The sequence below is a fragment of the Chitinophaga sp. ARDCPP14 genome (genome assembly GCF_051362515.1).
In the GTDB taxonomy this organism is placed as follows: Bacteria; Bacteroidota; Bacteroidia; order Chitinophagales; family Chitinophagaceae; genus Chitinophaga.
Window position 1 is genome coordinate 157,267 of record NZ_JBKIXB010000007.1, and the last position, 22,698, is coordinate 179,964.

Annotated in this window: 22 protein-coding genes and 1 tRNA gene; 16 read left to right on the plus strand and 7 right to left on the minus strand. The window is 45.3% G+C overall.

Annotated features, from left to right (window positions below):
* On the minus strand, positions 1 to 759 hold the full coding sequence (locus ACLHR0_RS20145) for an SDR family NAD(P)-dependent oxidoreductase (protein ID WP_429050266.1): 759 nt from the start codon (positions 757 to 759) through the stop codon (positions 1 to 3).
* Between the two features lie 10 nt (positions 760 to 769).
* Positions 770 to 2,488 carry an IlvD/Edd family dehydratase gene (locus tag ACLHR0_RS20150; protein ID WP_429050264.1) on the minus strand — a complete coding sequence of 573 codons (1,719 nt, stop codon included), beginning with the start codon at positions 2,486 to 2,488 and terminating at the stop codon, positions 770 to 772.
* A gap of 228 nt (positions 2,489 to 2,716) precedes the next feature.
* On the opposite strand from ACLHR0_RS20150, the gene ACLHR0_RS20155 reads away from it, so the two are divergent.
* The 6 genes from ACLHR0_RS20155 (at position 2,717) to ACLHR0_RS20180 (ending at position 8,758) form a co-directional block, all read left to right on the plus strand.
* Positions 2,717 to 5,491 (plus strand): outer membrane beta-barrel protein, encoded by a 2,775-nt coding sequence (locus tag ACLHR0_RS20155; protein ID WP_436489005.1) that lies wholly within the window; start codon positions 2,717 to 2,719, stop codon positions 5,489 to 5,491.
* A 4-nt stretch (positions 5,492 to 5,495) separates the two neighbouring features.
* Positions 5,496 to 6,272 (plus strand): GLPGLI family protein, encoded by a 777-nt coding sequence (locus tag ACLHR0_RS20160; RefSeq protein ID WP_436489007.1) that lies wholly within the window; start codon positions 5,496 to 5,498, stop codon positions 6,270 to 6,272.
* Positions 6,273 to 6,292: 20 nt separating this feature from the next.
* A complete protein-coding gene (locus tag ACLHR0_RS20165; protein ID WP_436489008.1) occupies positions 6,293 to 7,102 on the plus strand; it encodes an AraC family transcriptional regulator in 810 nt (269 codons plus the stop codon).
* A 69-nt stretch (positions 7,103 to 7,171) separates the two neighbouring features.
* On the plus strand, positions 7,172 to 7,621 hold the full coding sequence (locus ACLHR0_RS20170; RefSeq protein WP_436489010.1) for a VOC family protein: 450 nt from the start codon (positions 7,172 to 7,174) through the stop codon (positions 7,619 to 7,621).
* 104 nt (positions 7,622 to 7,725) lie between these two features.
* On the plus strand, positions 7,726 to 7,992 hold the full coding sequence (locus tag ACLHR0_RS20175) for a hypothetical protein (RefSeq protein ID WP_370907821.1): 267 nt from the start codon (positions 7,726 to 7,728) through the stop codon (positions 7,990 to 7,992).
* A gap of 250 nt (positions 7,993 to 8,242) precedes the next feature.
* Positions 8,243 to 8,758, plus strand: a complete 516-nt coding sequence (locus ACLHR0_RS20180; protein ID WP_370907820.1) for a hypothetical protein — start codon at positions 8,243 to 8,245, stop codon at positions 8,756 to 8,758.
* 132 nt (positions 8,759 to 8,890) lie between these two features.
* On the opposite strand, the gene ACLHR0_RS20185 is transcribed toward ACLHR0_RS20180, so the two are convergent.
* On the minus strand, positions 8,891 to 9,325 hold the full coding sequence (locus tag ACLHR0_RS20185; protein WP_111579096.1) for an acyl-CoA thioesterase: 435 nt from the start codon (positions 9,323 to 9,325) through the stop codon (positions 8,891 to 8,893).
* A 190-nt stretch (positions 9,326 to 9,515) separates the two neighbouring features.
* Between ACLHR0_RS20185 and ACLHR0_RS20190 the strand changes: the two genes are divergently transcribed.
* The 5 genes from ACLHR0_RS20190 (at position 9,516) to ACLHR0_RS20210 (ending at position 13,390) form a co-directional block, all read left to right on the plus strand.
* Positions 9,516 to 9,600 (plus strand) — tRNA-Ser (locus tag ACLHR0_RS20190).
* A gap of 283 nt (positions 9,601 to 9,883) precedes the next feature.
* Positions 9,884 to 10,423 carry a TetR/AcrR family transcriptional regulator gene (locus tag ACLHR0_RS20195; RefSeq protein WP_436489012.1) on the plus strand — a complete coding sequence of 180 codons (540 nt, stop codon included), beginning with the start codon at positions 9,884 to 9,886 and terminating at the stop codon, positions 10,421 to 10,423.
* Positions 10,424 to 10,483: 60 nt separating this feature from the next.
* Positions 10,484 to 11,338: an alpha/beta fold hydrolase gene (locus ACLHR0_RS20200; protein WP_436489014.1), complete on the plus strand. Its 855-nt coding sequence runs from the start codon at positions 10,484 to 10,486 to the stop codon at positions 11,336 to 11,338.
* An 88-nt stretch (positions 11,339 to 11,426) separates the two neighbouring features.
* Positions 11,427 to 11,996 (plus strand): dihydrofolate reductase family protein, encoded by a 570-nt coding sequence (locus ACLHR0_RS20205; protein ID WP_429050248.1) that lies wholly within the window; start codon positions 11,427 to 11,429, stop codon positions 11,994 to 11,996.
* A 236-nt stretch (positions 11,997 to 12,232) separates the two neighbouring features.
* A complete protein-coding gene (locus ACLHR0_RS20210; RefSeq protein ID WP_436489016.1) occupies positions 12,233 to 13,390 on the plus strand; it encodes a serine hydrolase domain-containing protein in 1,158 nt (385 codons plus the stop codon).
* Between the two features lie 42 nt (positions 13,391 to 13,432).
* On the opposite strand, the gene ACLHR0_RS20215 is transcribed toward ACLHR0_RS20210, so the two are convergent.
* Complete coding sequence (locus tag ACLHR0_RS20215; RefSeq protein WP_436489018.1) at positions 13,433 to 13,810, minus strand: winged helix-turn-helix transcriptional regulator; 378 nt, start codon at positions 13,808 to 13,810, stop codon at positions 13,433 to 13,435.
* A gap of 188 nt (positions 13,811 to 13,998) precedes the next feature.
* Between ACLHR0_RS20215 and ACLHR0_RS20220 the strand changes: the two genes are divergently transcribed.
* Together ACLHR0_RS20220 and ACLHR0_RS20225 are read left to right on the plus strand one after the other, a co-directional pair.
* On the plus strand, positions 13,999 to 14,601 hold the full coding sequence (locus tag ACLHR0_RS20220; protein ID WP_436489020.1) for an FMN-dependent NADH-azoreductase: 603 nt from the start codon (positions 13,999 to 14,001) through the stop codon (positions 14,599 to 14,601).
* 152 nt (positions 14,602 to 14,753) lie between these two features.
* Positions 14,754 to 15,776, plus strand: a complete 1,023-nt coding sequence (locus ACLHR0_RS20225) for an LLM class flavin-dependent oxidoreductase (RefSeq protein WP_436489022.1) — start codon at positions 14,754 to 14,756, stop codon at positions 15,774 to 15,776.
* 53 nt (positions 15,777 to 15,829) lie between these two features.
* Here ACLHR0_RS20225 and ACLHR0_RS20230 read toward each other — a convergent pair whose 3' ends face one another.
* Positions 15,830 to 16,195 (minus strand): winged helix-turn-helix transcriptional regulator, encoded by a 366-nt coding sequence (locus tag ACLHR0_RS20230; protein ID WP_370907812.1) that lies wholly within the window; start codon positions 16,193 to 16,195, stop codon positions 15,830 to 15,832.
* Between the two features lie 134 nt (positions 16,196 to 16,329).
* Here ACLHR0_RS20230 and ACLHR0_RS20235 point away from each other — a divergent pair, with 134 nt between their 5' ends.
* From ACLHR0_RS20235 to ACLHR0_RS20245, 3 genes are all read left to right on the plus strand, one after another.
* The gene (locus tag ACLHR0_RS20235) at positions 16,330 to 16,980 is read left to right on the plus strand and encodes a DUF2306 domain-containing protein (RefSeq protein ID WP_436489025.1); all 651 of its coding nucleotides are present in this window, start codon (positions 16,330 to 16,332) and stop codon (positions 16,978 to 16,980) included.
* A gap of 222 nt (positions 16,981 to 17,202) precedes the next feature.
* Positions 17,203 to 18,171 (plus strand): hypothetical protein, encoded by a 969-nt coding sequence (locus ACLHR0_RS20240; RefSeq protein ID WP_436489027.1) that lies wholly within the window; start codon positions 17,203 to 17,205, stop codon positions 18,169 to 18,171.
* Positions 18,172 to 18,196: 25 nt separating this feature from the next.
* Complete coding sequence (locus ACLHR0_RS20245; RefSeq protein ID WP_429050243.1) at positions 18,197 to 18,805, plus strand: sugar O-acetyltransferase; 609 nt, start codon at positions 18,197 to 18,199, stop codon at positions 18,803 to 18,805.
* Positions 18,806 to 18,863: 58 nt separating this feature from the next.
* Here ACLHR0_RS20245 and ACLHR0_RS20250 read toward each other — a convergent pair whose 3' ends face one another.
* Entirely contained in the window at positions 18,864 to 21,011 is a 2,148-nt protein-coding gene (locus ACLHR0_RS20250) for a GH92 family glycosyl hydrolase (protein WP_436489028.1), read from the minus strand.
* A gap of 16 nt (positions 21,012 to 21,027) precedes the next feature.
* Positions 21,028 to 22,545, minus strand: coding sequence for a glycoside hydrolase family 43 protein (locus ACLHR0_RS20255; protein ID WP_436489030.1), 1,518 nt, complete (start codon positions 22,543 to 22,545; stop codon positions 21,028 to 21,030).
* Positions 22,546 to 22,698 lie beyond the last annotated feature (153 nt).

Consider the following 22,698-nt stretch of genomic DNA (forward strand, 5'->3'; position numbering starts at 1 on the left):
TCAGAACGGCGAGGGACTGATACTGGTCCACCCGCCATCGATGATAAGGCTTTGGCCTGTAATATGCCTCGCCTGATCGGAAACCAGGAACAGCGCAGCATCGGCGATATCCTGCGTATAAGCGGGTCGTCCCATCGGCGTGAGGCTGGACCAGATCTGTTCATAGGAAGGATCGTCCAGCGTACGTTCCGTGAGGGTGGCGCCGGGAGCAATGGTGTTGACCGTAATTTTAAAAGGAGATAATTCAATCACTAAATTTTTTGCCAGCATTTCCAGCGCTGCTTTACTCATGCCGTAGGCAGCAAGATCTTTATGCGCCTGGTGGCCGGTTACAGAGGAGGTAAACAGGATAGCGCCGCCCTGTGGCTGTTGCTTCATTTGATTGGCGGCAGTTTGCGCCAGGAAAAAAGTACCGCCCAGATTCACCTGCATAACGCGGTTAAATGCTTCCGGTGTGTAAGTGAAGAAGTTGCCAAACAAAGTAATACCGGCGTTGGCAATCACAATGTCCAGCCGGCCAAATTGTGTCACCGCCGTGTTCACCATTTGCTGAATAAAGGCAATATCGCCCGAGTCGCCGGGCAGGGCTATGCATTGCCCCTTTGCCGCAGTGATAGCGCCGGCAGCCTGTTGCGCCAGCTGTGCATCAATATCATTCAGTATAACCGTAGCGCCTTTCAGCGCCAGTTGTTTGCTTATCTCAAAACCGATGCCCTGGCCGGCGCCGGTAACAATCGCTACTTTCTTTTCAAATGTCATGAGTCGTTTTTTAGTGTGAGTCCCTGGTTACTTCGCTGCCGGAGCTGCCTTTCAGAAAGCCGAGGTCCGCGCCAAGATGCGCCTGCTCTACATGTTGCTGGTACAGTTGTACATAGCCCCGTGTGGACTGTGGATACACCGGTTTCCACGCGGCTTTTCTGCGCGCAATTTCTTCAGGGGAAATAGCTGCCTCCAGCCGGCGCTGGTGTACATCCAGCGTAATTACATCGCCATCGCGGAGAATGGCGAGATTGCCGCCGGCAGCGGCTTCGGGCGATATGTGCAGCACTACGGTACCGAATCCGGTACCGCTCATCCGGCCGTCGGAAATGCGTACCATATCTGTAATTCCTTTAGCCAGCAGTTTTGCGGGCAAGCCGAGATTACCTACTTCAGGCATCCCCGGATAGCCTTTAGGTCCTACATTTTTAAGCACCAGCACACTGTTTTCATCCACATCAAGCGCAGGGTCATCAATCCGTTTTTTATAATCGTCGATATCCTCAAATACCACTGCCTTGCCTGTATGCTGCATCAGGTGAGCACTTGCGGCAGATGGCTTGATCACCGCGCCCTCCTCGCAAATATTTCCTTTTAATACCACGATGCCTGATACCGTATTAAAGGGAGCTGCTATTGATGAAATTACGTCTTTATTGTAGCTGACAGCGTTAGCGTAATTGGCGCCGATCGTTTTGCCATTGGCCGTAATACAATCGGTGTGAAGATGCTCCAGCAGGGCGTTGATCACAGCTGGCAATCCGCCGGCATAATAAAGATCTTCCATGAAATAACTGCCGGAGGGCTGCAGATTGGCAATCAGCGGGATATTGGCAGAAAAGGTATCCATGTCCTGCAGGTTCAGTTCTACGCCTATGCGGCCTGCAATGGCCAGCAAATGGATGACAAAATTGGTGGAGCCGCCAATGGCAGCGTTCACCCGGATGGCATTTTCAAAGGCTTCTCTTGTCAGGATATCCGTTAAGCGCCTGTTTTCCCGGACCATTTTCACGATCTCGTTGCCAGACAATTGTGCCAGTATTTTGCGGGCGGCATCCGGCGCGGGAATAGCGGCATTCTGCGGAAGGGAAAGTCCGAGGGATTCCACCATACAGGCCATGGTAGAGGCGGTGCCCATTACGGCGCAGTGGCCATCACTGCGGCACATGCCGGCTTCTGCCATAGCGAGTTCTTCGTTGGTCATCCTGCCGGCCCTTACATCTTCACTAAACCGCCAGATATCACTGGTGCCGATACTGTTGCCCCGGTGCCTGCCGGTGAGCATAGCGCCGCCCGATACCACAATGGTGGGAATGTTTACACTGCAGGCGCCCATTACCAATGCCGGGGTGGTTTTATCACAACCGCATAGCAGCACTACCCCGTCGATAGGGTTGGCGCGGATAGATTCTTCCACGTCCATGCTGACCAGGTTGCGGTATAACATAGCAGTAGGCTTGATAAGTGTTTCGCCCAATGACATTACCGGGAATTCCAACGGGTAACCACCGGCTTCCAGTACCCCGCGTTTCACGGCTTCTGCCAGTTCCCGGAAATGGGAATTGCACGGGGTGAGCTCCGACCAGGTGTTGCAAATACCTATTATTGGCTTGCCTTCCAGCTCATGTGAGGGGATACCCTGCTTCTTTAGCCAGGCACGGTAAATAAAACCATCTTTGCCTCCGCGGGCAAACCAATTAGCGCTTCTCAGTGAATTTTCTTGCTTCATAACGGGAGTGGATATTTTAAAAGATACAATAAATTATGGATTTCAAAAATGAACAGGGACAGATTTTGTTATCATATGGCCGGTTATCTTTTTATTAATCTTCTTTCTCTACATGATAAGTAGGTTATCCATTTAACAGATGTTTATCACTCATGGCAACAAAAGTTCAATTTTTATTATGGAATTTTAATTTCATAGCATCTGTACGATAACCTGTATAATCCACAAATGAAGAAACTATCCGGATTGATCCTCGGCATGGTCCTTACCCACTGCTGCCTGGCACAACAAGCCACGGTGAAGGGTATTGTATCAGACACACTTAATCATGTACAGTTATCCAATACCGTAGTGGCACTGCTTCAGGCGAAAGATTCTATCTTATATAAATTCACGCGGAGTGATGAAAAAGGACACTTTGAATTAAAGCACCTGCAATCCGGGAAGTACCTCTTGCTGATAAGTTATCCTGCCTTTGCAGATTACGTAGAGCCTTTAACGTTATCAGATACTTCTGCTGTGCAACTCGATAATATTATGCTGACGCTTAAATCGCGATTGCTGCAGGAAGTCGTGATACAGCAAAAAGTAGCTGCTATAAAGATGAAAGGAGATACCACGGAATTCAATGCCGGCAGCTATGAAACCGCGGCAAATGCTTCTGTGGAAGAGTTGTTGAAAAAGCTACCGGGTATACAGGTAAACGGCAAAGGACAGATTACCGCGCAGGGCGAAACAGTAAAGAAAGTGTTGGTAGATGGCGAAGAGTTTTTTGGAGATGATCCCACCCTGGTCACCAAAAATCTGCGTGCAGATATGGTGGATAAAGTACAGTTATACGATAAGAAAAGTGATCAGGCGGCCTTTACGGGTATCGATGATGGAGAAAGATCAAAAACGATTAACATACAGCTGAAGGAAGATAAGAAGCGGGGCTACTTTGGCAAAGTGGCCGTAGGCGCCGGCGACAACGGTTTTCACGATAGCCAGGCTATGTTGAATGTATTCCGCGGAAAGAAGAAACTGGCTGCCTTTGGCATTGTGTCCAACACCGGCAAGGTAGGCCTCGACTGGGGCGAACGGGAGAAGTTCGGCTCCGGCAGCGGTGAACTCTCTTTTAACGATGATGGTGATGTGGAACTTAATTTCCGGGGTGATGATCTTGACAGCTGGGATGGCCGCTACGGCGGCGATGGTTATCCACTGGTACAAACCGGGGGATTACATTATTCGGATAAGTGGGACCGGGACCGGCAGAACCTGAATGCCAACTATAAACTGATGAAATTGTATATCGACGGGAACAGTGAAAGCATGTCGCAGAACATCTTACCAGATACTATTTACTATAATCATTCTAAAGAGCATTTCAATAACAATATTCTCCGGAACCGTGTTAGTGGCAGCTATGAGCGACAGCTCGACTCCAGTTCATCCGTCAAATTACAAATAGATGGCGGTCTCGATCATAAAATAGCCAATCGGCTCAGCAGCAGCGGGATGGAACTGAATGATATAACCGTGAACCAGGGAGAGCGTAAAACCTCCAATGTATCGGACATTGGCAGTATGAATGCAAACTTCTTATGGCGTAAAAAATTGAAGAAAAAAGGGCGTACCATATCACTGAACCTCGCGGAGAATTATTCCCGCACTAACGGCGAAGGAATGCTGGATGCCTATACGGAGTACTACAAGCAGGGTAAGCTGGATTCGGTGCAAAATACGGATCAGCTTAAAACCACCAATAATGAAAGCATTAGTATCGTAAGTAATTTTACTTACACAGAACCATTGTCTGTGGCCTCTTCGCTGCTGTTTAACTATGGCATTAATATCGATAATAATCATTCCAACAGGAATTCCTATAACCAACAGACCGATGGTAAGTATACTGCCCTGGATTCGTTGTACAGCAATGACTACGCCTTTAATGTGCTGACACATAAAGGTGGTATCCAATACGGCTATACGAAAAAGAAGATCCGCATTAACATAGGCGGCAATGTGGGTCTTACCAGCTTCAGCCAGAAAGATATGTTCCGCAACAGTAAGGTAGAACGGGACTTTGTTAACTGGTATCCGCGGGCAATGTTCCGGTATAGTTTTTCGCAGCAACGGCGCCTTACTGTTGAGTATAATGGGTATACCAGTCAGCCTGGCATCGACGACCTGCAGCCTATCCGCCTGAATGATGATCCGCTCCACCTGCAGGTTGGAAACCCTGCACTGAAGCCATCTTTTAATAATAACTTCAGTATTAATTTTAATGATTTCAAAGTAATGACCAATCGAAGCATCTGGGCGTCTTTGAGGTATGGATCCACTACGAATGCCATCAGCGACCGGACCGTGATAGATACTTCAGGAGTAAGTACCAGCCAGGCTGTAAATGTAAATGGAAACCGGAGCGCACAGTTCAATTTATATATAGGCTGGAAGATCAATCCATGGGACCTGAGAGTGGGAGGAAGGGCAAATGGTGGCTTGAACAGGAATGTAAATTATGTGAATGGTTTATTGAATACTACGAATTCTTCCAATACGGGGCTGGGAATCAACCTGGGTAAGTACAAAGACAAAAAGTATGAATATTCCCTGGAGGGAGAGGCGAATTTTAACAACAGCGTATCTTCTGTGGATAAATCTTTACGGACGCAATACTGGACGTATAATATTTCACCTAACGTGAGTTTTTTCCTGCCGCTTAAATTTGTATTGCATGCGGATCTGAACTATAATATCCGGCAGAAAACAGCGGTGTTTGCTACCAACAACAATGCTGCTATCCTGAATGCTTATGTGGCAAAGAAGTTTGGTAAGAAAGAGCTGGTACAGATCAATTTGTCCATGAGTGATATCCTGAATCAGAATATTGGCTTCAACAGGTCGGTGTCTACCAATACGATCAGTCAGCGGACTTACAGTACCATTGGGCGTTATGGCTTGTTGTCTTTTATCTGGAACTTTAACAAACTGGGTGCGGCGGCTCCAAAAGAATAGTGTTATGAAAAGTATCATTACGAGAATCCGTATAATCCTGACCGTTATATTGGTGGTGGTGGCTGTTTTCCCGGCACGGGCGCAGCACACTGCTTTTTTGCAGCAGGGAAGGATAGAATTTGAGAAGCGGGTGAACCTGTTTGCCCGCATGGATGAACAGAGTAAGGGGCAGGATAATTCATGGACGGATATGTTGAAAAAAGGGATGTCGCAATACCAGGTCACTTATTTCGATTATTCATTCTCCCGTCAAACGTCCCTGTATAAACCGGGAAGGGATAATCCTGATAATAAAAAGCCCATATGGGAATCCGCACCGGCCGAGGTGAATGTGGTATATTCCCGGCTCGATAGTATGCAAAGTATTTCGCAGAAGCAGGTATTTGAGCAGATGTACCTGGTGAAGGACACGGTGCGCCGGATCCGCTGGAAAATCACGGATGAAACCCGTAAGATCGCCGGGTTTGATTGCCGGCGGGCGAATGCTATTATTATGGACTCCATTTACGTGGTGGCTTTTTATACTGATGCCATTGTTACTCCTGGTGGGCCCGAGTCGTTTAGCGGTTTGCCTGGTATGATTCTCGGTGTGGCCCTGCCGCACGAGCATGTTACCTGGTTTGCCACTAAAGTGTTGATAGATGATATAAAAGAAGATGCGCTGAAGCCTCCTGTAAAAGGAAAACCGGTAGACAATAAAGGCATCTTCGAATCCGTTTCAAAAATACTAGGTAAGTGGGGGAATTATGGGAGTGCCTATATCAGGGCAATTATGTTATAATTGCAGAACGATCCGGACGTATGATGAAAAGTAATTCTCACATATACACGCCTGTACAGCCGTTTGTAAAGCAGCCGGAGGAGGCGGTGGTATACCGGGAGTTTTTGCCGGACCTGCCCTTACAGGAATACATTTATTGTTACTGGCAGCTTAAAACCACCCGCCCGCTTACCGCGCCTTTTCATTACCGGGTGGTGGCCGATGGCTGCATGGATATTTTTTTTGAGCTGCATGATCCCAGGCAGAGTTTTGTCATGGGATTCAGCGATGCCTATACCAGTTTTCCGCTGGAAGGAAGCTTTAATTATGTGGGCATCCGTTTTTTGCCGGGCATGTTTCCCCGGTTGTTCCGGTTAAATGCTGCGGAAATAAGTAAGCAGGTGATCTCATTAGAGGATGTGGCGCCGGCGGTTACCCGTTTTTTGCAGGATTGCTTTCATGCAGAAATGAGCGAACAGCAGTTGAAATCCCTGCTGGATGGTTTTTTACGCGATCACATTGCCCAAAAGATGTCACCGGCAGATAACCGCCTGCTCGAAGCGGTGGATCTGATTGTCCGGCATTCGGGTGTTATCAGTCTTGAAAAAGAGCTCCCTCCCGGGATTAGCTCCCGTCAGTTGAGGCGCCTGTTTGAATTTTATATTGGTGACACGCCTAAGGTATTCAGTAAGGTGGTGCGTTTCCAGAAGATATTACAATCTACTCATTCTCCGGAACACATCCGCAGGAACAAATCTTACCTCGATGCCGGGTACTACGACCAGGCCCATTTTATCAGGGAGTTTAAAACGCTTTATGGCCTTACCCCGGCTAAAGTGTTTGGTAAATAAGTTGTCCGTTTTTTACAATTTTTCTTCTCCCGGCTATCCTAGTTTTGCTGTTATAAAACTTAGCAGTATATGAAAAGATGGTTATTACTGATTATTTTCTTTTTTTCTGTATCTAATATTTATTCACAGGTAAAACCAGGTAAAATGAAACTGAACGCAGGAATTATTACGGCTAAAATAGCGGAGAGTAAAAAATTTTATACAGAGATATTAGGATTCGGGGTGTCTTTTGAAAACGAATTTTACCTGTTGCTGCATACACCGGATAAGCAGGCGGAGATTAGTTTTTTATTACCGGAGCATGCATCGCAGCAACCATTGTTTAAAACTGCTTTTAATGGAAAGGGCGTGTATTTGACCATCGAGGTCGCCGATGTGGACAAGGTATATGAGGCTATTAAAGCGAAGGGGGTGGACATTAAAATAGCGATCCGCAATGAGCCGTGGGGCGACCGGCATTTCGCCATACAAGACCCGAATGGCGTGGGTATTGACCTGGTGACTTATTCCCATCCCTGATGCCATTAACATAATTTTAAGTTAATATAATCTTAAAAGGGCGCTGATTGGTATCATACAGGAACCATTTTTGTTTTACAGGGGTTAACCAAAAAATTTTAACCATGGCAAAGCAAAGCAAGGACACAGTAAAACAAGAAATCCAGGTATTGGCAATTGGCAACTACAAAAGTTATCCTGATGATTACGAAGTAGCACCTGCCACGGTTTCCCAGAATATTCAGTCATTGGCGAAAGGTTATTGGGACAGCCGGGAATATAAAGAAGTAGAGCGGGATGAGCGACTGGGCATCAACCTGGAAGATTATCAGCATTGGACAAAAGAAGCATATGACGCCTTTATGAAATCCAATCAGCAGTCCATGAACTAGCCCCATTCACCATTTTTCGATAGCTGCAGCCTGAAAGTAACCGCTTTCAGGCTGCTTTGTTATTATTTGATACTGTTTGCAACCATTTCTCCCCGACTATTGTTTTAATAAGACGGTGGATTCACTGCCATAATGTAGTGGGCACTACACCTGCTTCTTATTTTACTACACCATACCAAGCTGGTGTTCGTTACCCCCTGAATACATAGGCTTGTGGCTGAACCTGCCATTAATCCTAAATTTTCAGTGCATGAAAAAGCTTATCTGTCTGTTCATGATCCTGGGCGCCGGCTGGCAATTAACTGCTCAAATTACGCCAGCTGCAGTCGTTTTGCCAACTGAGGATCTTGTAACGCAAATCTTTGGCAAAAACAAAGAGTCATTGTTGAATGACTTTCTAAGAATTTCGCCTTTGGAAGAAAGGGCGTTTCAATCTGCATTTCTTGAGTACGAAACGGAAAAGAGTCCATGGTTAACGGAGCGTATTGCCTTGTTGAAGATGTACAACGAGGAGTTTTCCTCTATTGATGAAAAGAAGATGAATTCGCTTACCAGGCAGTTTATTAACAACGATCTGGAGTTCGGGCGTTTGCAGATGCGTTATTTCCGGAAGTTTAACAAGCTGCTGGGCGCTACCAGGGCGGCCAAGTTCTTTCAGCTGGACAATTACCTGGAACAATCGACGAGGGCGTACCTTCAGAACCAGTTGCCTTTTATAAAAGAGCTGGAATCTGATAAATTGGCGAAACCGCTGACGGCGAGATAGATGCGGATTTTGTCTTACTCAGGATTACGCTGATTATGCTGATTAATTTTTTGAGATTTTTTTCAAGATTATTATATTGATTAATCTTGAAAAATTAATCAATATAATCAGCGTAATCCTGAGTAAGACAACCTACGCTTCTTCCACGAAATCCTCACTCCGTGGTATGGCTTTGAACTTCTCCATGAGTTCAGGGGGAAGTCCTGTGAGTTTGCGTTTACGGGTATCTATCCAGGCGCCGTCTACTAATACGGTGGCGGATTTGGTGCCGTCGCCCCGGAAAATTTCGTGCTTAATGGACCAGCGGGAGCCATCTGCCCGGCATTTGGTCATTTCACAGCTTACGCGCACTTTGTCGTTAGGGCTGATTTCCCGGTGGTAGAACAGCTCTTCCCGGAAAAGGATGGGGCCCAGCTGTTGCTGTATAAAATGAACTGCGGTAAGCCCTACCTGTTCAAGGAGACTAAGCCTGGCCTGTGCGGCAAAGTCGGCATAGGCCGAGTGGCGCAGGTGCATATTAGCGTCTATCTGTGACCATAATACTGGTCCTTCAAAGAATATGTTCATACTTAAATTTACGGAAAAGTGGTGTAAAAAGCCCGTGTCCAACAGGCGGGTATTATACCCGTGACGGCTATACGTAAATTATCCCGGTAGCCTGATGTCTGCCAGGGGATTGCTTCCTAACGAAATTTTTCTAATAAAAAAAGTAAAACAAATTTTTTTAGAATGAATTCCTTTTATACTTTCGCAGCCTGGAGAGTTGGCAGAGCGGTCGATTGCGGCAGTCTTGAAAACTGTTGACTGTAACAGGTCCCGGGGTTCGAATCCCTGACTCTCCGCTGTGAGGGATAGCTGAAAAGCTATCCCTTTTTTCTTCATCATCAGCACCTTCTTTTCTCCACTATGAGAAGACATTTCAAGCACTGCAGGGTGCTATAATCCCATCCAAATAGTAAAAATTGCTGTCGGACACCAGTTTACAAGTTCCCGCTTTCATATCGGTAAGAAGGTGAAAATGTTTATTCAGGATTTTCATTTTTTTTGTCAAAAGTAAATAAATACTTACTTTTAATCATGCGGCTAAGAGATCAGCATAAGGAAGCTTTGGTTAAGCAGAAGACAATGGAACTTCTTGTCAGGGAGGGCCTTGAGGGTTTCAGTGTGAATAAGATCGCCCGGGAATGCCATATTTCCGTCAGGACACTTTATATCTATTATAAAGACAGTGATGATCTCATCGTTCGTATTGCAAAGGAAGAGGCTAAGAAAATGGAGGAAATGCTGTTGGATGGATTCGATGCGTCCTGGTCTATTGAGAAAGGGCTGGAATGGATGTGGAAAGCGAGAGCAGACTATATGCTCGATAACGAAACAAGCGTTCGTTTCCTGGATCTACTGCGGCATTCCACCTATCGCAAAATAATTTTCGGGGGCACTATTCAAAAGTTTCAGAAAACCATGGAAGCGTTTCTTCAAAATGCCATCCGGAACAAAGAAATTGACGCGTTACCCCTGGAGGTGTTTTGGTCGCTTGCTTTTTCACCCTTACATAGCCTCATTCAATTACATAATGAAAGCCAGTCGACCGATAAAAAATTTAAGCTGACGAATAAACTGTTGGATCAGACGTTCAAAAAAATGCTTAAAGGACTTTTGCACTGATTTTTTTTCACCAAATAGTAAGTAATTACTTACTATTAACTACTATTTAAAATAGCTTTTATGAACACAACAACTTCTTATTTTTTGGAGGTCCCCGGAGCCAGGCTACACTATGAAATAACTGGAAAGGGCCCTTGGTTACTCTTGCTTCAGGGAGGCGATGGAGATGCGGACGGCACAAAAGGAATCGCCGGTAGTCTGAAAGAGCATTTTACAATCATCTCTTATGACCGTCGTGGCCTGTCACAAAGCAGTCTGACAAGCCCTTCTGAGGAGCTTACATTACGGGTACATACAGATGACATTCATCATTTACTTCTCCATCTTACCACGGAACCGGTATATATTTTTGGCACCAGCATCGGGGCGTTGCTTGGAATAGACTTTCTCGTTCGTTATCCGCAACAGGTACGCTTACTGGTAGCACATGAACCCCCGCTCACGCAATTCCTGGATAAAACGGCGGCTATTAAAGCGGCGGAACAGCAGGAGGAAATCGAAAATGCTTTTCAACAGGGGAGCATTGCTGAGGCCATGCAAAAATTTGTTGCGCTGGCGGGTCTCAATTTTAAAGACAAGGAACCCGATGCAGAGTTCCCGATGCCAACACCTCAACGAACTGCCAATCTTGCTTTCTTTCTTCAGAATGATGCACCTTCTGTCCGGAAATACCGGCTTAACCCCGTTGAATTACAACAAGTGGCAGATAAGATTTTTTTAGCGGCCGGTGCTACGTCCGGAGAAAATTTAGCCCATCAATGTACTATAAGTATCGCTGAATTTTTAAAGAAAGAAATAACAATATTTCCGGGAGGGCACAATGGCTTCATAACACATCCAAAGGCTTTTGCGATGTTGCTGGCAACCTTTCTCCTGTCCAAACCACTAGGTATTGATACAAATGCAAATGGTTAAAAAACACCCTCATATTGTCGCAATTGCACCTCACCTGTGTACCTTGTCCTCGTTAACTTTGGACAACAATCAAACTAAAACAAATAAAATGAGAAAGATCAGAATTTTCGAACATATCTCGCTGGATGGCGTGATAGAACATGATGGAGACTACACCTATGGCGCCTGGACTACACCCTATCGAAGCCCTGCCGGGGCGGCGATGCTCTTTGAGGCATACGGGCCGAATTTTGACCTGATACTTGGCCGCCACACCTATGATATATTTAGTGGCTTTTGGCCTAATGCCGGAGATTTCCCTATGGCAAATGCTATAAACGCTGCAACGAAATACATCGCCACGCACAGGCCCGATAGCCTGGAATGGGGACCGGTGCAGCATTTGGGTGAGGACATTACAGCGGCGATTCGCGATCTCAAGTCAACGGAAGGCCGCGACCTGATCGTTGTGGGAAGTTCGACGTTAACCTCCTTGCTGCTCGACCAGGGACTGGCTGACGAAGTTGTGCTCATTACCTACCCGGTTTTGCTCGGCCGGGGTAAACGCTTATTGGCTGACAGTATTGACGCCCGGGAACTTGCTTTTGTTGACTCGAAAGCCACACCCACCGGTTTGCTTGTCAACACTTATAAGCACGTTGGATCGCTGAAGAAATAATCTTTGCCGGGATGGCACGGCTAATTCATTCATATCCGTATGATGGATGAGTATATGAGGCTATTAAGATCGCCTTATCTCAGACTTATTCTTTGATCACTGTTTGCCAGCGCACATACGCCGTTCGATATTGAACAATAATTTATACAAAAATTTACAGGTTTTGCTCACAATCAATAGTTTATAAATTTGGCGCACAAATAGCAATTGTTGATCAACCAGTTAGCAATAATCTAATGAGATATCTTATCGTCCTGACATTTTGCACTATCATATTTGCCGGCAAGGCCTCAGGTCAGGCCACTGAAGTTTCGCCGGCGAATGCTGCCATTACCAATAGCATCGACAGTCTCGTACAAACGCTGATCACCAATAAACAAACAGCGGGCTTTATGCTGGGCATAGAAAATGATCACCAGCAGCCTTTTGTAAAAGCATACGGCATTGCGGATCTTACCACCGGAAAACCAGTGAACGTGGCAAGTGAATTCCGCATTGCATCGATCACTAAACCGTTTACGGCCGTTGCATTGATGACCCTTGTCGAGCAAGGTAAAGTAGGTTTGTACGATAAGCTCTCAAAGTATTTCAAAGATTACCCGAAAGGTGATAGTATCACCATTTACCAGCTACTGTCGCATACATCCGGTATTCCGAACTGGTGGGAAGGCGAAACGCCCGCCAATACGCCAGGTAACTTTCCTATGTGTAAAAATCCACACTTGTACCTGCAGGCTATGAAGAAACCATTTCTTTTCGAGCCTGGCACAAAACATTCCTATTCCAATTCAGGATATGTGCTACTTGGAGAAATCATTGAGCAGGTGAGCGGGCTTCCCTATATGGACTATCTAAAGGCACATGTATTAAGCAAAGCAGGAATGCACCAGACCTTATGGGACGAGGGCCATGACCTGGACGATACCTGGGCAAAGGGTTATCAGAAAATAAATGATACCACCTTTAAGGAACCGACCAACTATACAATGCCATATACGGCAGGCTCACTCCGAAGTACTGCTGCTGATCTGATCAAATTCCTGGATGCGCTTTATAGCGGGAAGATCATCAAAAAGAGCAGCCTTCAGAAAATGACAACGTATGCCCTTACAAGTAGTGGCAAACCTGTTGATGAGGCCATGTTCTTTCCCAATAACTTTGTGCCGCCGCCACCGCCTGCTTACCTGAAACGATATGGTTACGGCCTTGGATTTACATTGACCGAGATATATGGTACGCCTATCGTTTGGCATACCGGCGGTATTGCAGGTTTTAATTCGATTATGTTGTATATCCCGAAAAGCAAAACGAAAATCATCCTGTTGGCAAATACTGAAAATGGCGTAATCCCAATATGGGAACAGTTGCAGCAATTGATGGTAAGGTATCAGTAAATAAACGAGGGTATCGTTTTGTCGCATGGAGCCGGTCTATACTCATGACTGTTTCCGCATGCTTTGCCTGATTTTTTCCCTGTGTTGTCCTCCCCAGGCACTTAGTTCGCCTATCAGGTTTTTTAAAGTCCGGCTATAGTCAGTCGCTTCATAAACAATGCTAACCGGCGTGGTGGGGTATACATTACGTCTGACAAAGTCGTTCAATTCCAGATCTTTTAGCTCTTTAGCCAGTATCCTGGAAGAAATACCCGTGATTTCATGCTGAATTTCATTAAAGCGCTTTGATGATTGCACCAGGCAAAGGATCAAAGCCAGCTTCCATTTCCCATTAATAACAGATAGGGCATCAAGGACGTTTTTGAGCGATCCTGCACATGCGTCGTTGTCCGGAAGGGGTTCATTTATAATCATCTCCATGGATACAAATGTAATTACATTACCTAAATGTAACCGCTTCCCTTTGGGTAAGTAGTGCCATTTGACCACCTGGTAAACATAATTTTGCCTTTGATAATCCGAACGAAAGAATTGTTTCACCGTTAACATAAAAAGATGTCGGTGATTAATGAATTTAAAGTTGATAATTATTAAACAGGTAAATTTTTATGAAACGTATCCTTCATTTAATATCAAGTCTGCAAGAGAATGGATCGCACAGCATTCAGCTGGGTCGCGCTATCGTCGAAAAAATTCAGGAAAAGTATCCTGGCAGTATACCTGAAGAAGTAAACCTGGTCGATATCGAAATTCCACATCTTACCCCTGCTGTCCTTCGTACATTCTTTATTCCCGGAGAGCAGCTGACAGAACAAGAAAAAGAATCCGTCCGTTTTTCTGATGAGATGGTTAAACAATTATTGGCTGCAGACATCATTGTGATTGGTGCACCGCTTTATAACTTCACTATTCATACCGCGTTAAAGGCCTGGATTGATCATATAACGAGGGCAGGAATCACTTTTGGGTATGGTGAAAATGGTCCTGTTGGAAAGGTTGCAGGAAAAAAAGTGTATGTCGCAATGTCTTCCGGAGGCATTTATTCAGAAGGGCCTGGCAAAGCCAACGACTTTGTAGCTCCTTATCTGAGTGCTTTTCTTGGCTTTTTAGGCATGACAGATCTGACGGTATTCCGGGCTGAAGGATTAAAAGTACCGGGAGTGAAGGAGCAAGCCATGCAGAAAGCAATTGACAGTATAGCAATTGATTAAAATCTTCTTTTAATAACAGGTAGTTAATTTATTGTCCTCTGGAAAAATAAGCCGTATCACATCTTCCAAAACGATATTTGCATTTTGAAAATAATAGCAGGAAAGAAATTGTTTGATAATAATGGCTTATTTTTCAGGACGAAAAAGAATTTATGAAGAAGATAGGATTTTTATCGTTTGGGCATTGGTCTAACCACCCAGCCTATAAGACCCGTACAGCGAGCGACACGTTACTTCAATCTATTGATTTGGCTGTTGCTGCAGAGGAAATTGGTTTAGATGGCGCCTATTTTCGTGTGCATCATTTTGCAGCGCAGTTAGCCTCCCCATTTCCGTTGCTTTCGGCTATCGGCTCCAAAACCAGCAAAATAGAGATTGGAACGGGTGTAATTGATATGCGGTATGAAAATCCACTGTATATGGTGGAAGATGCCGGCGCGGCCGATTTGATCTCGGAGGGGCGATTGCAACTGGGTATCAGCCGGGGTTCGCCGGAACAGGTAATAGATGGGTGGCGCTATTTTGGATATGAACTGGCCCAAGGAGAAACTGACGCGGATATGGGGCGCCGTAAAGCGTTGGAATTCCTGGATAAATTAAAAGGTGTTGGATTTGCGCGGCCTAATCCGAACCCGATGTTTCCGAATCCGCCGGGCCTGCTGCGCCTGGAGCCACACTCGGAAGGATTGCGGGAACGTATTTGGTGGGGAGCCGCTTCTAATGCTACAGCCATTTGGGCCGCCGAGAACGGCATGTACCTTCAAAGTTCTACTTTGAAGTACGATGAAAGCGGCAAGCCTTTCCACATACAACAGGCCGAGCAGATCAGGCTGTACAAAGATGCCTGGAAAAAAGCCGGGCACCAGCGCGAACCGAGGGTTTCGGTGAGCCGGTCTATTTTCGCATTGGTGAACGATCAGGATCGCTATTTCTTTGGGCAGGAAACCAACCGGGTCGATAAAATAGGAATGATTGAACCAGAGAAGCGCGCCATTTTCGGAAGAAGTTATGCGGCGGAGCCGGATCAACTCATAAAGGAGTTAGCGGAGGATGAGGCAATTCAGGAGGCAGATACGATTCTGTTGACAATACCCAATACATTGGGAGTTGATTACAATGTACATGTACTGTCCTCTATTTTAAAGCATGTGGCTCCCGGATTGGGGTGGCGTTAAATTTTAATCGACGGAGAATACCGGGAGTGTCTGTCAGATACTCCCGGTATATATCACCCTTCGGCATCCAGTAACTCGCTTTGCCTGTCTTTTACAAGCTGTGAGTGCTTCAGTCCCCATTCATCCATCACTACTAAAACAGGAAGAATACTTTCGCCGAAAGCCGTCAATTTATATTCCGATTTTTTAGGATAAACTTTTTCCGAACACTTTTCAACAACACCATAAAAAAGCAATTCGGCTATTTGCATTTCGATAACCCGTAGTGATGCTTCCCCTATATACCTGTTGATGTCAGCTGGCCGGTTGATGCCCTTACTGATCGCATCTAAAATGCAACATTTCCATTTACCACCAAACACCTTACCCGCAATCCGTAATCCGCAGTCCAAATCTTCCTCTATCTTTTTTGTATACATAAGTATTGTGTTTCGAGTTACAAATTTACGCCCTTAATTACTTAAAAAGGAGATCATGTATACCGAATCTTTTTTCGGTTATTGTTTAGAAAACGTTTGTCGGGGAAATTTGCCATGAAGATAAAACGTTTAAAATGAATAAGAATAAAAATACATCCACAGCAGACAGGACTTTTCAACTCAATAAAACAGATTTTTTACCGGTACTGATTTTCGCTGCTATATTTTTTATGACCTGGTTGTTTATGCATGGAGTTAACCATTTTTTAGCATTAACCCCCGAAGCATTAGGAAAATATTATGATTTCAAATGGATAATCATTGCGCATATTACCGCAGGTGGAGGTACATTGATTTTTGGGATAATACAATTTTGGAAAAAACTCAGAACATTCAGTTGGCAACTGCACCGTATTGTCGGTTTCATATACCTGTTGGCAGTATTAGTGAGCAGTACCTGTGCCCTAATATTAGCATTTACTACAACGTACGAGGTAAGTTGGGCAGTTGCATTTACCTTACAAATTTGGGCAGGTGTCTGGTTATCCGCTACCATCATAGCTTATTACATGGCAGTAAAAAAACGGTTTAAGCTACATCACGAGTGGATGGTAAGAAGCTATATCATTACCTTGGGGTTTCTGATATCAGGATTTGCCTTGAAAATCCATTTCATACAAGAGCTCGGAAAAACAGAAGACATACAAAGTCCCCTATTTTGGATGGGCTGGTCGGTACCTTTATTCATTTATGAAATTATAAAAAGCTGCAAAACAAGCCATTAATAATCCATTTTTTAAGACCCGATTTTTGCCACTTCTGAGCCCACGAAATTTTCTTTTTATCTGAATAATTTATTAGTTTAGCGTATAAAGCCCTGATAACTCATTGCAATGACTAAGTACCCATCATTGCAAGCGCCGGCTATTCCATTGGCTGTGCGATCACAGATCAGCGACCCTGAATTGAACTGAAACCTCATATAACCATTTAAACATTTCCCTCTTATGCAACCCGGAAACAACGACGCCCTTTCGACCTCTCTTTTTTTTGAACAGCTGCGGCAGCTGACCCGGCATGAGGTTAAAAGTTTCGATCCATTATCAGAAGACCATGTTGAGGTAGTTTTGACTGAATATTTTAGGATAAACCCCTATCACATGCCTTTAAGATGCCGGTTTTTGAAGTGGTTCAAACAGTATGAAAAAACGAGCCCCAGATGCCACGAAGATCTGGCATATGTCCCGATTTATTTTTTCCCGACGAGCAGGAATTATGATAAATTATTTTTAAATTTCGTGTTAACCGTAACACTGATTGATATAGACGATACATCCCAGGGTGACAGGACTTTCATGACAGATTTCGCCATCAATTGTCTTGAGACACTAAACCCTGATCCCAGCCTGCCCGTAAGTGTTCTCGAATTTATAAAGACGATGATCCGGTTTCTATCCGGGGTAGATGATTACGTAAAGGACCGTTACCTGGAGATCATGGTTGATTTCTTCAAAGGATGCCAGGTGGAGCATGCGATCGACCGGTGGTCATTACCCTACGATCAATATCTCGAGAACAGAAGGAACGTGATTCTTTTGAGAATGTATACGTATGCACTATGGATAGTGGAGGACAGGTTTGGGCGTAAGGAATTCGATTTGACATTCGATATATTGCGTGATATTGATGAATGGGGCGTATTAATGAATGATCACCTTTCTGTCTGGAAAGAAATAGAAGACGAAGATCCGGGAAACTGGATTATTATAAGATGCCGGAAAACCGGGGAAGCATTCAGAGATGTTTATGCAGTGCAATTTGAGCAGACGCTGGACAAAACATATGATTTAATCAATAAGCTTCATACAATCGACCTGGTACATCGCACGGATATCGGGAAAAACCTGCTCCATTTCGTTGCCGGGATATATATTTGGAACAAGTACAGCAAACGGTATCAGGTCAGATACAGTTAAGCTTATTCAATAAAAGAACCTAAGTATGAACCACAAAGAAAGAATGCTGGCCGGCCTGCCTTACAAGGCATGGATGGACGGACTGGCAGAAGAGCAGCTGGAGAATAAAATGAAGATCTATCACTTCAATCAATGCCCGCCGCATGAAACCAAAAAAATAGAACAATACATCAGAAGTATTCTTGGAAAGGCTGGTAAAAACATATTGGTGCTGGCTCCATTTCACTGCGACTATGGTAAGCATATTGAGGTAGGGGATAACTTTGTAGCCAACTATAACTGCGTGATCCTGGATGTGGCAAAAGTGCGTATTGGCGATAACGTTATGTTTGGTCCCAATGTTTCCCTGTTCACTGCAGGGCATCCTGTACATCCCGATTCAAGAAACTCCGGTTATGAATATGGAATCGGTATCACGATTGGCAACAACGTGTGGATTGGCGGGCATACCGTCGTGAATCCCGGTGTTAATATCGGCAACAATGCGGTAATAGGATCGGGTAGTGTTGTTACCAAAGATATTCCCGATAACGTTGTTGCAGTGGGAAACCCCTGCCGGGTGGTACGCACCATTACAGAAGAAGACAGGCACTTTTATTATAAAGACAGGAAATTTGATGTGGCGGATTATTGACTGAAACCTGCCGGCCGCCTGGAAAAAACAGGTGGCCGGCAGGAATATGATCAATAGCTTACTTTGTAATGATTTCTATCTTCCCTCCTTGTTTAAACAGGTCGTGCGGCACAAAGTATCCTTTGTGCTCTCTGCCATTTACTTTAATGGCAGTTAAGTTCCGGCCTTTGCCCGGTTTGGATATAGTCAGCAACTTGCCGTTGCTGGTTCTCCACTTTACTTCATCAAACAGCGGAACGGTAACAAGGTATTCCGGATCGGTAGCGGAAAAGGTGTAGAGCCCTAATGCACTGAATACATACCACGACGACATTTCACCGGCATCATCCATTCCACAAAGCGCAAGCCCCTCATCGCCGATGCCGTATAAAGTATTTAAAATAGTGTCGATGATCTTTTGCGATTTTTCCGGTTTCCCGATAAAATAGTATGCAAACGGCGCTTCATGATCGGGCTGATTGCCATGGCAATACTGGCCTATCATCGTTTCTACATTTCTTGCAATGTAACTGGGGTTCCAGGGCACAGTAAACAGGGAATCCAGTTTGGATTCAAATCCTTTGGCGCCGCCATACAGGGCTATCAGGCCGGGCATATCATGCGGTGCAAAGAAAGACACCTGCCATGCGTTGGCCTCGCGGTACATGTATTCATAATAAGGGTACTGTGGATTGAAATTTTTAATCCATTCTCCATTTTCCAGTTTCCCCCTCATAAAGCGGGTAGACGGATCAAACATGTTTTTGTAGTTCTTTGACCTTGCCATCAGCATGTTGTAGTTAGCCGTGTCGCCGAGTTTTTTGGCAATCTGCGCTACTGAGTAGTCGTCGTAGGAGTATTCCAGCGTTTTGGATACGCCTGCTTTTCCTTTCGTTTCTACGTGCGGGTTAGTTACATCAGGATCGCTGATGAATCCCTTTTCCATATATTCTTTGATGAATGGCCGCGCCCCGCCTTCAACGGTGGCGTTTTTCAGCAGTATCTGGTAGGCGCCTTTGATATCGAAATCATCGATGCCTCTCAGGTAAGCCCCTGCAATAGAGGAGGAGCCGTGATCGCCGTGAAAAAAGGTAGGTATAAACCCGGTTTTATCTCCCACATCTTTCATAGATTTAATAACATCCAGCGTTACCTGCGGGGAGATCAATCCCAGCAGCACATCTTTATTCCGGTAAGTATCCCACAACGAAGGCTCGGTATAATAGTTGAAATCAGCTTTGGCCACCTGGTGTTTTGCATCGGTATACTGCCCGTTTACATCGCTGCGCAGGGCGGGCCACAGAAAGGAGCGGTACAGGCAGGAGTACAACATTTCCTTTTGTTTGGCAGTGCCGCCTTTTACCTGGATAGACGATAGGAGCGTTTCCCACTTTTGGGTAGCTTCTTTCCGGATATCATTATAAGATTTGTGGCCGATTTCTTTCTCCAGGTTTTCCCTGGCGTTTTCCGTACTTACAAACGATATTCCTATTTTCAGTTCCACCGGACCTGTGCTGCCGTTGGCTAAATGAACCATGGCAAAGCCATTGCTTTTGCCTTCTTCCTTCTTTTCCAGTTGCTCAATATTGGTGTTGAGGACCGCATAGAAGTAGATCCTGCCGCCTGCCTGCTGGTAGCCCTGCAACGCGGAAGCCCCTACCTGCTCAATGTTCCAGCCGTTTACCTTATTATTGGCCCTGGCAAGGTCAAAAAGGATTTGCCGGTTCGTGTTATTTTTATATTCATACCGGTGGTATCCGCATCTTAGGGTGGAAGTAAGACTTACGTTCACATCATAATCATCCAGGTACACCTGATAGAATCCGGGTGCAGCACTTTCCTTTTTATGGGAGAAGTGAGAGCCGAATTTCTCACCGGGATTTGAAACCGGCAGCACGGGTATATTACAGAGGTTCCAGTGACCTTTATTGGTATGGGTAAAGCCGTAAATCACGGAGTCTTCATACTCATAGCCCGCGCCGGAGCCATATTCTGTCATAGGACTTAACTGCACCATTGCGTTGGGCAAAGAGCTGCCGGGGAAGGTGAGTCCGGCCCATGATCTCCAGCCGTCCGGCAATTTATAGCCAAGGATTTTAGGGTCCGTCATGGGCGCAGTGCCGATGAAAGTATTTACATATTTTGTATAGGTTTGACTGCTACCTGTAAAGGAAGTAAAAAGTATTAACAGTAAGCTGCTTAAATGATAGATCGTGTGTTTTCTCATTCGGATGTGTTTATTATTATTGTTCGCCGGTGTACCTGATATCAAAGAAGCTGAATGCAGCATTTTCATCCGGGGTGCCCTGGAAGTTCAGTCCCGGCCGCGGGCTGCGGTCCCACGGTGGGAGAAACCCTATAGGGTATGCTGTTTTACCCGGCGTAAGCTCTTTCCAGTTTGCCTGTTGTTTCCAATAAACCTTACAGGTAAAATCAGGTAGCATCGCCATTTTCAGGTATACCGGCTTACCGGTATCCGTGATTTTTTGTTCGCCCAGCACATTTCTTTTTCCATCCTTCACTACCCAGAACTCCACTTTATCCTGGCGAACAGCAATGCCAACAGCGGCAGATACATCTCCATAAATAATTAATCCTTTGCTGGCCTTATTACTATTCAATACGGCGGTACTGATTTCATAAGCGGCTGCATAAGGCCTGAGGGTGAGCGCTATGCCGGCCGTATGGTGGCTGTTGTATAACCCCGACACCTGCAATTGCGCCCCTGTTTGCCGGAATACCGGCTTCATATTTCTAAAATCCCACTGCCAGAAAATTTTCCCTGTTGGTTTGGCAAAGTTATAATGAAGATGAATGTTCTCTTTGCTTTTCGGTTCTACCGGAACGGGCTTCAGCTCCGGCCATTGGTTTGGTTTCCACGACAATGCTGAAATTAATGCTTCCCTGCCGGTAAACACATTGCTCGCTTTGTTATAGGCATGGTAGATATAGAAGTCGTTGCCGGCGGTGTCCTTTACAAAGGTGCCATGTCCGGGGCATTTCCAGGCGCCATTGTCAGACAGCACAGGATTGTTGGTATCTTCTTCATATGGTCCGGTGATAGCGGTTGCGCGGGCTACATTCACCAGGTAGCTGCAGGATACGCCACAACAGTTACCTGCGGAGTAAAAGAGGTAATAGTAGTTACCTTTTTTTATAATGCTTTGTCCTTCCATGCCTGAACGGGCATCATCTTTCAACAGGCTGAAGGGATTGCCCGTCAGCGAAAGCCCGTCGTCGGAGAGTTTACTTCCGAGGATCTCAATCGGTCTGTCATCCAGGCCGTAGGCTTTCCAGGTGATGTATAATTGGCCGTTGTCGTTGTACACAAATGCATCAATCGCCTCTTTGCCGTATTCGATGATGATACCGTGATCTTTGAAGCCATGATCGGGGTATGCGGAGGTGGCCACGCCTATGCAGGAAACGCCATCCGTTTTTCTTTTAGCCGTATAATAAACGTAATAGGTATTGTGGTGATAGAAGTATTCGGGCGCCCAGAAGGACGAGGAGGTCCAGGAGGGAGCTTTATCAAATAAGAAACCTGTTTGTTCCCATTGCTGCAGGTTATTTGACCGGAAGATCGGAAAATGCGGTCCCCATTCGCTGGAGGTGCCGATAGCATAAAAGCTGTTGCCCTTCCGGATAATGGAAGGATCTGCAAAGTCGCCCGGGATGTTTGCCCGCACCTGCTGGGCCATTGAAGGACGAACACCCCCCAGAAGGATGGAAATAGCCAGTGCAAGAAGTTTAAATCTCATCTGTATGATCATTTATGGATAGCCGGGTAAGGTGGATTGGAAACCCGGTGGGAACAAAAATAGAAGGTTATGTGGATGTTTTTTCGTTAAAACATCTCATTCCTTCCTTGTAAAGTCTCATTGTAGGGTTAAAACTTATCCTGGGTATGCCTG